This window comes from Lysinibacillus sp. KCTC 33748 (genome assembly GCF_002237755.1).
Classification (GTDB): domain Bacteria; phylum Bacillota; class Bacilli; order Bacillales_A; family Planococcaceae; genus Lysinibacillus.
Window position 1 is genome coordinate 15976 of the sequence record NZ_MWSJ01000005.1, and the last position, 13304, is coordinate 29279.

The following is a 13304-nucleotide window of genomic DNA, read 5'->3' on the forward strand; positions in this document are numbered from 1 at the left end:
AAAAACTCAGCTCTATTTAAAACTAATGCTGAGTGGTTTCCTATCTAGTTTGGTTGTGTAAAGACCTTCATCATTTCTAGATACTTCATCCTGTAAAATGTAGCTTTTAATAACTATTGGCTCATTTGGACGTAACTCTTTTTGACCATATTTAATAAAATTCTCTTGTGAACACTTAGGAAATTCAATAATTATGTTATTCCTATTCCCAAATTGTAATTGTCCAATAGCGCTATAGCTACTATATCCATCATTGGAAATTACCGTTAGTCTATATATACGATATTTACTAGAATTTCTAAATTGAATGATACGTGTTTCATTCAATTGCCAATTTGTTTGCCCTGTGATATTTGCTATAACATCAAAAGTGACACCATCATTTGACGCACTTATTGTAAAATCCTTTGGGCAAGCATTAGCTGTATCTCCAAATCTAGAAGTGAGTTTTATTTGATTGCAATTTTTAGGAAAACCGAAATCTAGTTGAATCCAACCTTTAATAGTACCACCTACTGTTGCCCAACAATCACTAGAGTCTTTGTTTGTTCCATTAAAAGCTTTCCATGCCTGAAAAGTAGAACTCCAAATACTACTAGCACTAGCCACTAAAGGAGAAGGTGCAGTATCAGATGTCATTTTTGTTTCGTACCAAGGGTCAATTGATTTTAATGAATATGTTTTATTATTTGAACTGAATAGCATATTTTTGCTATTAGACAAACTTGGTGTAAATGCTGAGTAGACCTGATTGACCGAATAGGTTGAAGTGCTATATTTTTCTTGTAGTATCACGTTTTGAGATTCATCTTTTACTATTGCTTCAATAGCGCTCTGCGCTCTATCTGCACCATTACCACAATAGGGAATAAAATCAATTCTACTTATTTTAACAGACTTATCTAATGATATTTCTATTGTGTCTGCTGAACTACTTAGCCAATAGTTAACACTAGGATAATTAGTAATAATTGACTTATCAGTATCGAAAGGGGAATCAACAAAATAGTAAGTTCCATAGCTGTTTGTTGTGCTTACTGTACCTGTAATATCTGTTCCCTGAATGTAGAAACTATTAGAAGTTAGACTATTCTTTGAAGAAAACTTTATAGGGTATATTTTGCCATTATTATCGTAAAGTCTAACCCCTCCAATAGTGTAGTATGCTCCTGCTTTAGTACACTTGAAAGTTATCTCTCTTACTGCCATTATCTCACCTCAGTTCTAATACTTCTTATATCAAAATATTTCTTAAGATTAATTGTTTGACTGAATACTTTACCAACTTCGACTGTCTGTAAAAGTTCACTTTTATCTGTCATTGATCTAGGCTCTAATTTTTCTACTCTGCGGTCAAATAGTGGATATGGGTTGTCCATTCCTTCTGATAAAAATTGAGCTGAGTTTGGGAGAGTGGAGGATACTGTACTTAATCCTTTTGGTATAACTTCTAAAACTGAATACATGCCCCATTCATCGAAACTTAGGTTATCTGTTGCACCATTAACTTGAGAGATATTTAACCTATAAATTAAATATGCATTATCATTACCTAAAATCGTGAATTCTTTTATATAGTCAGTTTTTGACCACTCAACATTCGTTTTGGTATCTAAAATATCCCATGTAGAACCATCATTACTTCCTTCGAATTTCCAACTCTTGGGATTCCTTTTTAGAACCGTAGAATTATCTATTAACCCAATAAGTTTATATTTTTTTACTATTTGAGGTTTAGTAAATTCATAAAAAACCCATCCTATTAATACACTGCCAACTGAAGCCCAATTGTCTGCACTTATTCCTGTCAATCTATCGAATAGTTTATAGGCTTGTCGAGATGTGCTATGTTCTGTACTAGCTTTCGCTATACCACTAGGGGTAGTATTGGAAGTCATTACAGGAACTAAATTATCAGAAAATATATAATGGTTTTGTGGTAAGTACTTCTTGTATTCACCATCATGTAAAATAAATGTTTTATCTATAGAAACTTTTGATAAATCTTCTTTAAAAATAGCCATTTCATAAACTGTGATATTTGAATACCATCCATCAACAACATTAGACTGTCTGCCTAGAAACATTCCGTAGGAAGGAGTAACATAATTATCTTCAAATAATCTACCTCCTGTTACAACAGGAGTATTTAGATTGTCAATGAATATTTTTGTAGCATTATTTTCAACTTTTCCTGAGTCAGTGATAAGAATATCAAATACTTTCTCAGATGTGGTTGGTGTAGTATAAATACTAGTAAGATGCTGTCCTTTGTTGGATTGAGATGAATAATTAAAAGAATTATCAGCGACAGCAACAGAAAATCTGAATCCATTACTTGTAACTCCTGCATTGCCACTACAATCTAGAATAGGATTAGTATTTGCGGTTACTACAGAATTAACTTTTAATTTTAAATAGATACTTCTTTTTCCACCAATTGGAATATTATTAGGAAAAGACACAAAAGCACCTGTACCATTTAAAGTTAGAGAACCATCGCTATTCCAAACTCCATTTGTAATAGTACCATTAACTGTACCTTTGCTATCATGTAAAACTGTACCACTACCTTCATCGAATTTATACCAATTAGTAGCATACTTTTTTGCATATTCTGACTTAATTAATTCTTGAATATTGCTTATTTAATTTCACCTCATTTCTTTAATTAAAACTTATACTCAAAGGTTTTCTATCAAGTTTTGTTGTCCATAAACCATCTGTATTTTCTGAAACTTCATCCTGTAAAATATAGTTTTTATTATTAATTACCACATTAATTGGTAAACCATCATATACATTAGTTCCATATTTAATGAAATTATTTAAACTACTACTATGTATTTCGTTAATGAAACCTAAATTACAAAACTCAAGTTTCGCTATCATTACATAAGAACCACCATTAACTGTAAAAACTTTCAATCTATAATATCTATAGCTATATTGGGACTTAAGTGTAAATAATCTAGTTTCATTAGCTTTCCAATCTGTTTCATTGAATATTCTACTAATGTCGAAATAATTAATACCATCATCAGAGCCTTGCATTACAAAAGTTTTTGGTGAGCATGTTGTATAGTTAATGTCGTTAGTATATGCTCTTGAAGTTATTTTGAAAGAATTTACTTTTGTTTTCACACCAATGTCTAATTGTAACCAACCATTAGTGGTATTTAATAAACTTGCCCAAATATCACCACTGTCATTTGTACTATTAGAGTTATTAAAAGCCTTCCAAGCAAGATTACTTGTATTAGCAACACTACTAGCACTAGCAACCAACGGAGAAGGTGCAGTGTTGGAGGTCATTTTTATGTAATATAAAGTGTCTTTTAAATTTAATGAGTATGTTTTATTATTCGATTGAAGCATATAAAACTCTTTTTTAACACCACTAACAAACATCTCATTAAATTGTATATATGCATGATTTGGATATAACCTATATGTCCCTGATTCTAAGTTTCCATAGTATTTATACCAAGTAGGTGTATTTGTAGTTCGAACATTTGAACTTATAATTTCGAATTCTTGAGTAGTTTTATTCTGTTTTCTTAATGTGGTTGGCGCTCCTGAACCCCCTCCTGAATCACTATAATACCCACCAGTGAACCACACATCAGCACTTAAATAATTATCAGGTATTGTAAATTCTAAATAATGATAGTTGTACCTAAGTAAAACAATACCATACTGACCTTCTGGTGCTAAATTATCGTTGAATAAACCACTTGGATACCAATATGAAGTATTGTAAGCTTGTACTTTTAGTTTTTCAGATGTAATCTCCTCTCCTATAAAGTTAGTAGGTAAATTTTTTCTAGGCATTTATTTCACCACAGCTCTCACTTTTTTTATATCAAAATATTTCTTTAAATCAATTGTTTTACTAAATACTTTCACATTTCCACTAGCACCTAAAATCTCACTTTTATTGGTCATTTCCATAGACTCTAGTGTTGTTAATGTGCGGTCAAATAAGGGAGATAGGTTGTCCATTCCCTTTTCTATAAATTCTGTAGAGTTTGGTAGCGTAGAGGAAACTGTAGACCAATAATATGGGATAGATGGTATTTCTTCAATATACTCATACATTTTCAACTCATAGAAAGAGGTGCTTTCGAAATTTTGAGTTTTTGAAAAATTAATTCTATACCTCTCATAATAGTTAGCGGAAGTTATTGTATAAATTTTCTCTCCACCTTCATTCCAACTTTGACCTGTTTGAGAGTCCAATGTTGTCCAATTTACACCATCACTTGAGCCTTCAAACTTCCATGCAGAAAGACCATAGTATTTAGCGCAGATTATACCATATTTAACTATCTTTACTTCTTTCATAAAATTGTATCCAATAATTGCATCCTGCTGTCTATAGCTCATAGGATATGCAGAAGAGTAATTTCCATCAAAAAGGCGAAAAGCACTTTCAGGATTTTTATTTGAAAATGCTTCACCAGTTGGGCTAGTATTGGAAGTCATAGCAGGAATAATTGTATTTTTACTAACGCTAGGAGGGACAGAAGGGATATATCCATTATATTTCTTATACTTACTATCATGTAAAATAAGAGTTTTATCGGTTTCCCATTTATATAACCCTTTTTTAAGAATTCGCTCATAATCACTAATAGAACCAATAGTGTTTCCACCTTTATCCCAATCTGACTGACTTGTGGAATATCCACTTGTGAAATAGCCCATTGAATCGTAAACAGAGATAGTTGAAGAGTTTTTTCTTAGAAAACTTGTTGTGCTTGTTAGTTTGACACAATTTCTTATTGTCATAGAGGTAGCGGAAGAAAAAACAGAATATGAATTGTTTGGGGTATATTCAAATAGAACATTATAAAAATTCCAACTCCAATTAAATCCCATTAAATTATGACTAGTTAAATCTGTTAGAATATTATATCGACATTTTGTGATGTTTAATGTGAAATTAGCGTGCCCTCCAACAGTGTTAATATACATTCCTGTTTTCTGTAGTATCTCTGTTTTTTTTCCTAGTCCAACAAAAGTTAGACTTCCACTCACAAATTGACCAAATATATTATTGCTAGTAATTTCATACGTGCCTTTTTTGAGATAAACAGTATAATCTCCATTATTTTTAATTGCTATATTATTACAGAAATATTCTAATGTTTTATATGGATTGCTCGAACTTCCATTTCCTTGAGAGTCATTTCCTTTTAAAGCATCAATATAGATGTCTATTGTCATTTATTTCACCTCTAATATCAATCTTCACCCAATCATTACGAGTAATCTTCTTTCTATGAAGACTTCCTGTATCTGACCATGTATCATTCATTGTCATGCAAGAGAAATCTTCTCTTCAAACAGCATGTCAACAGCTGGAGGCAGTCGAGCAGGCTAATACACAGCTCCTACCAAAGAAAGCGGCACTTCAAAAAGCGCATCCAACTCTTAGGGGAGGTATCTATAGTATATGCACTTCTCACTCTATACCTATAAATTTTTGCTTTGCTTCTGAAATAGAATCCTAAAAATCCTACTTTTGTTTTTGCATTATAATACCCTGAATCTGAGTTATCAAAGGCTCTCCAAGCAGGGTAGCTTGAGCTAAACTCATTGAGAACAAAAGCAAAACCTTGTGGAGAATATGTATTCGATGTTAAAGTAGGGGGGTATAGAGCTACCATCAGCAATTTTTCTATGTTCAACAAAATTATTTTTCTCAAAATCGCTTTTTGCAATAAAAAATTCATCTGTTACAAACCCTGCAAATAAATCAATTCTCACTTGAATATACTGCTTAGTTTCAGATTGGATAGCTCCATCTTCCGCAATAGCAATCCAGTCAGACCAATCGCTACCGTTGTCTGACACTCTTGTTAATACTGCGAATGAGCTTCCACCGTTCACTTTGTTTTCTGCAAATAATTTTTCAAAATCCTGAAAAATTTCTCCTAAATCAATTACATCAGAAGTCCAAGAGCCTTGCTCAACATAAATAGGTCTTCCTTGACCATCAACATCAACTAGCTCTTTTATTGATTTTTGTTTTATCATGAGTTCCTGAAACACCAATGGATAGACCTATTTCTTTCTTCTCTGTATTACCACTTATAAGAGCCATATGAGTATTTTCCTATCTTAGTGAGTTATTTTATTGTCCAATTAATCTGACCTGTTCTATTTGCTTCTAAAGGGGCATAGAAGCGTTCTATTTCAATCCCTCTTGATTTGAATACTAAATGACCATTCATTGATTTATTGGAAGTTAACTTGAGCTCAATAAAAGGACTTTCATTTTCTAAAGGAAGTGAAACAACAGATTGAAAGAAAAATTGAGTATCATCTTTCTTGTAAGTTGTTTTATAGCCAAAATTAATTGACTTAATATTTGATTTCTGAATACCTTGAACGTTATTGTAGTCAGCGTAGGCTTCTTTATATGTTATAAGGTCTTTGTCCTCGAAGTTTGTTGTTAAATGATAAACCTCTGAATTTTCATCAATGTATTCAATTTCAATTCTTCTACCGTTTAGGTTGAAAGAACCATCACACATTTCAAAAAACAGTTTCATTCCTTGACCAAACAAACCAAAACGAATGACCTGATTTTTCTGAATTAAATAAAAATCGTTTTTCTTATGCGTAAGTAGGTCATACTCTGCATAATTTTTACCGTTTGCATAATCAGCGTTCCAGTTAAATGGAATACCGATTGCTTGATTGCTTCTTGCGTTTGCGAACATTTTATCAATCTCCTTCATTGCATTGAAGTATTTTTCTTTTATAAATTACATAAAAATAGGGTAGGGGAGAAAGACCCTTACCCTATAAAATCAATGTTTTATTTCTTAAATATCATTATCTTACTTTTACACATAACGGTATGAAACACGTTGCATTAACAGGTTTTTACCTGCTGACGCTGTGATAGGTACATCTGCGTACACAGAAATCTTAACAAAGTTACCGCCTGCTAGGTGAGCATTTGTTCCGTTAACATCAGTGTTGTTAGCAAAACCTAATATCTCTTTAGCATTAGGTGTTTTTTCAATTTTGATAGCTACATATTCTACAGTACCATCAAATACAGGATTTCCTTCAACAGTTACCCATGATGAAGGCTCTGTGCCATCTGTTTCTCCTGCTTTTGTTACTTTGTAAATAAAGTCATTTGCTTTGGTTGGTTGAACGTAAGTATCTAATGTTAATGTTTTTTTAGCAGACCAAACTTGAGCAGTAGAAGCGTTCACGTTTGTAGTAGTACCTGTTGTACCTAAATCTTTCGTACCACTAGGGTTAGGTGTTCCTACGCCACCTTTACCAACAGGAACGAATGCATTTGCTCCTGTTTCTCCTAAACTATCTACACGAACTTTGAACCAGTTGTCTTTAACGGCTTCAACGATATTACCTGTTGAAGTACCATCTCCACCTTTGCGGTCACGAGTTGTGAAAACTACTTCTTCCATTTTAGAGCAATCTTCTGTTTCTCCACGATTATTCCAAATGTAGAAGACCTTAGTTGCTGACGCAGAGTCAGCGTCAACAGTACCGTAGTTTACTGTGCTTTTTACTTCGTTTGCCTTTGCGTTTGTTCCTTCGTACCATGATACTCTAGGTGCTAATGCCATAATTAAATTCCTTCTTCCTAGTTAATTTTAATCTTTATATTTACTGTCAGGTTGTATGTGTCATTATCAAAAGTAGTCACATTCAACCTGAAAATATCATTTTTGTTAACTTTTGATTTTGTTAACTTGTGTAGTCTACTATCTTTGTGATTTCCTGCTTTGATGTTTACAGGGCTATTGATAATAGTAGACCAATTGACGAAATCTTTAGAAATTTCGACGTCTATTACTGTATCAACAGTTCCTTTTTTTGAGACAAATGCTTCAATATCTAAGATTTCTCCATTATGAGGGAATACTACATGAGGGTCTTGAACACCTTGTAGAACTTCTTGAGGACAAATGAAAACAATAGTTCTGTAATCTGTTTCAGAACTAATGCCTTCCATTTTAACATAATGTTCTTTTGACATAAGACCATCATATTTTTCTGTAGCATTTGGAACGTTACCGCCTAAAGAATCTATCGGGATCCAATCCTTACCATTCCAACGATAACGAATACCTGTGTCATAAACTTGAACAGTCCAACCAACATGTGGGTTAGGATACTTCTTCGCTATATCAGCCTGTGTTTGTACAAAAGGTTGATAGATTAATACAGTAGTTTCATAGGCATCTTTGATAAGCTCAATGTGTTGTAGAGCTTTATCATTTGTTTCAAGAACAATATCAGTAGCTTCTTTTGTTAGGTTTGTAGCGACAATCATATTATCTAAAACTTCTTCAAAATTAGCAGTTTGACCGATTAACTCCTGAACCTGAGTTTTAGCTTCCTCAATGATTTTAAATAGTGTTTCTGTGCTATCTGTGCCATCGTAGTGAATAATCCTATTGGAAGGGTACAGAATAACGCCTCTACCTTTATACATGATAGAAATTGTTTCAGCTTCTCTATCAGCATTAAAGTAGATGAAACCATTTGTATAGTCACAATAAAACTCATTTTTTCCTAGACTGCTCTTAATAAACTTTTCATAGTTTACTTCAAACATGTTTGCAATCCTTACTCGATATAGTTCATCAGGAATCTCTAATAGAGCCACACGTTGATTAACTACACGAGTAATGTCTAATCTATCAACAAATGGGTCGCTAGGTGTTCCTTTACGCCAAACTATATGAATAGGATTATTAAATTCTAAATAATTTATTGGTTGTTTTGTTACTGCCAAATTCTCACCTTCTTTATGAACCTATTGTTACAGTAGAACTAGCTCCACCATTAATCTTAGAACTAGTTCCTGCATGTGTAGTAACAGTAGAGTTGTCAGTAGCAACAGACTTACCATTAATAAATACATTGTTACTATTGCCAACTGTTACTGAGCCTTGAGCATTAGTGTGAGAACCACTAACATATACGCCACCGCTAGGTAGCGAATATGAGTCATTCTCTGTGGTTTTGTCACCTTGGACAATTGGAGCTTTACCTTCAATCGTTACGTTTGATACTGTCGATACTGCTTTCCCCTTTACTGTTGCAGATGTTGGATATTGAACCCAATCATTGATAGGGTAGGTTGGTACATAATCACCCCATTGGTCATAATATCCTCCACCTGTGTCTACTTGCTCAAGCACCTTATAAATAATATGGTTAGATGCAGTAGTATCAGATATTGTTGCGTCTTTGAGTGCTATCTTTGCCATATAGAATCCTCCTAGTTTAAGCTAATCTTAGTTCCTTTAACTTCTACGCCACTTGCTGAAATTTTGATGTAGTTATTAGTGTCAAAACGAATCATCAGATTATCCTTTTCAAGAGAAATCCATGAATATTGACCAAATTGCATTTTAGCATCTTGCCCTTTAACAACTCTGAAAAACTCATACAGGTCAGTCTTAGCAACGAATTTTTTATCAGAGTGGAATCGAACTCCACCTTTAGACTCGAAGTAAACTGCTTGTCCTGCATCATCTGTATCTGACTCATTGAAGTAGAACTTAGTCATAACTCCATTAGGTGCGTCATACTCAATAGCAAACTTTTTATTGTCCTTATAGACTTTTGCTTGCTCAGAACCACTACCATATCCTCTGCCATTTCCTGAACCGAAAATCATAACAGGGAAGGAAGTATCGCCTGTACCTTCGTAAGTGAACTCTAACTTTGTTTTTTCACTACCTGAGAAGAAAGTATTAAATCTCATGAAGTTTTTAGCAATATGGATAATATCTTGTTTTGTATTTCCTTTTCCAAGTGTTTTCAGACTATTAACTGTTAAGTCAGAGATGTATGAGCCATCAATATCCTCAATCATTTTATCATCATCACCCATGATATATAGCTTTTTAGCAAATAGTGAGCCATCAGTATCAACCCAAAATCTATCTTCGCCACTTTTTGTTTTAATTCTTATAGCGTCATTGGCATTTAAGAATATATCAGCGTTTTCGCCATAGATTGAAATACCTTTTTCATGGTCAAAAACAATTCTCTCACCTAAGTCACCATCAACAATTTTTAAGTTGTGAGTAGTAATGTCTTTTGCATAAAGTCTTCCATCCAAACCAACCCAAAACTTTCTATCTCCATCGACTTCGATTTTAATAGCGTCATTGGCATTTAGATAGATTACAGCACCGTTGTTATCACCGGAAATTGTGATTCCATCATACCAATCAAAGGTGATTTTCTCGTTCATGTGAGCGTCTACAATGCGTAGGTTCTTTGTTACAAGACCTTCTGCAAACAATGTACCATCTTCCCACATAGGGTCGCCTAGAGTGGCAAATAGCTTACTAACCCATCTTCCTTTTTCCCATTTTTGAAGGGCAAGACCATTTGTAGCATTTAGGTAAGCTCTGTATCTACCATCATTACGAACAGCAATAAAGCCAAAGTCATTCATAATTAGGTTGTTGTAGTATTTACCCATATTAATACCTGAGTAGAAGATTGAGTCTTCAATTGCTTGCTTTAGCTTTTGTGATTGGTCGTGGTATTCCCTAGACACCTGAATGAAATAACCTCTATCAGTAACTTCACTTGTTTTTTCCATAAGAGGATGTTGTTGGTCTATATCCAATGACTTATCTCTATCTATACCTTTTTCTGTGATAGGGATGAATTGAATGAGGTAGTCTACAAGCGCTGTATAAGCGTTTATAAGGGGGTGTGTATCAAATCTCTCGATATTTGACTCAATTGTTGGGAAACTGCCTTTAAGGGCATCCCACTGTCCGTTAATGTCTGTTAGATTGTCTCTATCACTCTTGTTGTATTTCTCAGCGTGAGTGAGAAGGGCTTTGTAGTCAGCATGTATGCGGTGTAAATCTGTAACAATTTGTAGCTTTTCTAAAGTTGTTAATTTTCCATCAGCAACGATTTTGTCTAATTTAGCTATGTTAAAGATATTATTCTCTGCATCTAGAATAAGGTCGCCAATATCATTGACTATCTTAATTCCTTCTGCAACCATATGTTTTGTATAAAGTGTGCCATCAGTATTAGCCCACATGACTTTTTGCCAATCATTATCTTTCCATCTTGAAATTGCAAAACCAACACAGTCAGTTACTTCAACTTTCGTGACAGTATTCCATGATTTAAGACCGAAACATTCGCCTTCTTCTTGACGGATTATATTATCAAATTCATCTCTTAGGTTATCTGAAACAAGACCTAGCCACATAACTTCTTTACCGTCTGCATTGTAGATAGTAGTTCGTGAGCCTTGAGTTTTCCATGCTCCTAATTCATCTTCGATATACAGGTTAACACCTGAGATAAGTTTACCGAAAATGTATTCTCCCCAAATACCATCTTTTGAGATAGCGTGTTTCCATGTGTTACCTCGGTCATTTGTAATAGCCAAGAAACCATTTTGTATAACTAGCCAACTATCAGGGTCTTCAAGTGACTTTACGATAATACCACGCTCTGAAATAGTAATTTGTTGGTCATAACCTGCTAGTACAGCATTCTTTAGTGAATCCCACTTACTATTAATAAGGTCATTGATTTTACCGTTGTTTTCTTTTGATAGATTCCAACCATCTTTGTCCATTGAAACAATAGTAGAAGTGAGGTCTGCTTTGTTAAGCAAGTCCATCAGTAATTCACTACCATCTTTGAGGTCTTTCTCATTAGCAATAGTCAATGTGATTTCAAAATTCTCAAAGTCATAGTTAATCTCAATGATTTTTGCTAGGATATTAACTTTGAGCCTATCGTATCGTATTCTGATACTGTCACCTAAGCCTAGTTTGTCCCAATCATTTTGACATTCTATAATAGATAGGAAGTCAATAAGACTTACAGTTAGCTTGATTTTTGGCTCTTGGTTTTGCTTGAATACAGTCTTAGCTTCTTTCATTAAAGCTTCAGGGTGGGTGATAGAGTCATTTGTGTATTCTTGGACAATGATGAATTCTTGTAACTCAGCCCATTCTTCATTAGTGAAGTTAGCAGATGGTTTAAGCTTATCTAAGTGAGCTTGTTTTTCTCGCTCTGCGTCTTCTACATCAAATCTAGCGTTGTCAACAACTGTCTTTTGATTAGATTCTTCAATCTCTTTTGCTCTAAGTTTCTCAATTATCTCAGCATGTTTTTCTGTGCCATCTTTTGTACCTCTGTCATTGTATCCATCAGTACCCCAAAGGCTTTTATCAGTCTGAAAGTCAGCTAAAAGAACATCTCTTTCATCTTCTAATAGCATTCTCTCTACTGTGATTGTTGAAAGTCTATCAGACTCGATTGTAAGGATATCTTGTAGTGCCTCTATTTTCTTAGAGATGATTTCAAAGTCGCTGTCTAAGCTTTTAATTAAGTCCTCATACTTTGTTAGAGCAACACATAAGTTATCACTCATGTAGTCTGAGCTTTTAATTACTTTTTCTAATTCTTTATCATATTCAAATGGGTACATATAAAAAGAGAAGTCCTGAATATAGTCTTCTCCTAGTGGGTTTATTTTTCTGAAAGTTAATCCTTCTGAACCAAAGGCTCTTAGGCGTGTAACCGTTGAGCTACTATCAACTGATAAGTCAAAGCTTTCTAAGTATTTTCCATCTCGAATATAAAATCCTTTGTTTAGTCCTACATTCTCAGCTCTGTGAAACTCGATTTTTAAGTCCTCAGTGTTCCACTTAATGACAGCATTCCACTTAGTAGCAATGTCATACATGACTTCTAAAATAGACATAGAGCTTACGGTATACTTTCTTTCTGCTGTTTCAGAAGTAGTGAAGTAGCTGTCAACATAACCAATCGTCCAACGCTTAATAGGGACTTCTAACAAGCTACCGTAAACATCTTCAAGTACACCATCTGCAACATCTTTTAAGTTACCAATTTTTTCGTATTCTCGAATGTTTTTGTCACCTAATTGAACACCTAGCGAATATGCTCTGTATTCAATATAATCTTCATCACCATAAGTTTTGTTAGATTCATTGAAAAGAAAATACTCAGTTGTGTTGCCAACAACATATTTAAAAATATATCTGTGCTTAATACGCTCGATATTTGGATTGTCCATAGGAACTTCATCTTTAATAATGATTGTTGGAATCTTGAATGATAGCTCATTAACTGTACTTAACTTTGTGTAGTATTGTACATCATAGGCTTCATTAATTTTTGCTATAGTGTCTTTGTTTGGTTTACATAGAAAAAGACTTTTCTTAGGTAGTTTTAGGTTATAATCAATTTCACCTATCTTCACTGTCATTCCT

At 33.8% G+C, this 13304-nt stretch carries 10 protein-coding genes; all 10 read right to left on the bottom strand.

The genetic code is table 11. The features are described from left to right. Positions 1–12 precede the first annotated feature (12 nt). Positions 13–1209: a discoidin domain-containing protein gene (locus B1B04_RS09210; RefSeq protein ID WP_079561186.1), complete on the bottom strand. Its 1197-nt coding sequence runs from the start codon at positions 1207–1209 to the stop codon at positions 13–15. Further along, complete coding sequence (locus B1B04_RS09215) at positions 1209–2465, bottom strand: hypothetical protein (protein WP_079561187.1); 1257 nt, start codon at positions 2463–2465, stop codon at positions 1209–1211. Before B1B04_RS09215 ends, B1B04_RS09210 begins: the two co-directional genes overlap by 1 nt. Positions 2466–2667: 202 nt before the next feature. Next, positions 2668–3834, bottom strand: a complete 1167-nt coding sequence (locus B1B04_RS09220; protein WP_079561188.1) for a discoidin domain-containing protein — start codon at positions 3832–3834, stop codon at positions 2668–2670. Further along, positions 3835–5232: a hypothetical protein gene (locus B1B04_RS09225; RefSeq protein ID WP_079561189.1), complete on the bottom strand. Its 1398-nt coding sequence runs from the start codon at positions 5230–5232 to the stop codon at positions 3835–3837. Between the two features lie 369 nt (positions 5233–5601). Next, positions 5602–6045 carry a hypothetical protein gene (locus tag B1B04_RS09230; RefSeq protein ID WP_079561190.1) on the bottom strand — a complete coding sequence of 148 codons (444 nt, stop codon included), beginning with the start codon at positions 6043–6045 and terminating at the stop codon, positions 5602–5604. 92 nt (positions 6046–6137) lie between these two features. Further along, on the bottom strand, positions 6138–6734 hold the full coding sequence (locus tag B1B04_RS09235; protein ID WP_079561191.1) for a hypothetical protein: 597 nt from the start codon (positions 6732–6734) through the stop codon (positions 6138–6140). A gap of 126 nt (positions 6735–6860) precedes the next feature. After that, the gene (locus B1B04_RS09240; RefSeq protein WP_079561192.1) at positions 6861–7622 is read right to left on the bottom strand and encodes a hypothetical protein; all 762 of its coding nucleotides are present in this window, start codon (positions 7620–7622) and stop codon (positions 6861–6863) included. A gap of 17 nt (positions 7623–7639) precedes the next feature. Next, the gene (locus tag B1B04_RS09245; RefSeq protein ID WP_079561193.1) at positions 7640–8797 is read right to left on the bottom strand and encodes a hypothetical protein; all 1158 of its coding nucleotides are present in this window, start codon (positions 8795–8797) and stop codon (positions 7640–7642) included. Positions 8798–8810: 13 nt separating this feature from the next. Beyond that, on the bottom strand, positions 8811–9275 hold the full coding sequence (locus B1B04_RS26130) for a hypothetical protein (protein ID WP_240518254.1): 465 nt from the start codon (positions 9273–9275) through the stop codon (positions 8811–8813). A gap of 11 nt (positions 9276–9286) precedes the next feature. Further along, on the bottom strand, positions 9287–13294 hold the full coding sequence (locus tag B1B04_RS09255; RefSeq protein ID WP_170938946.1) for a phage tail spike protein: 4008 nt from the start codon (positions 13292–13294) through the stop codon (positions 9287–9289). Positions 13295–13304 lie beyond the last annotated feature (10 nt).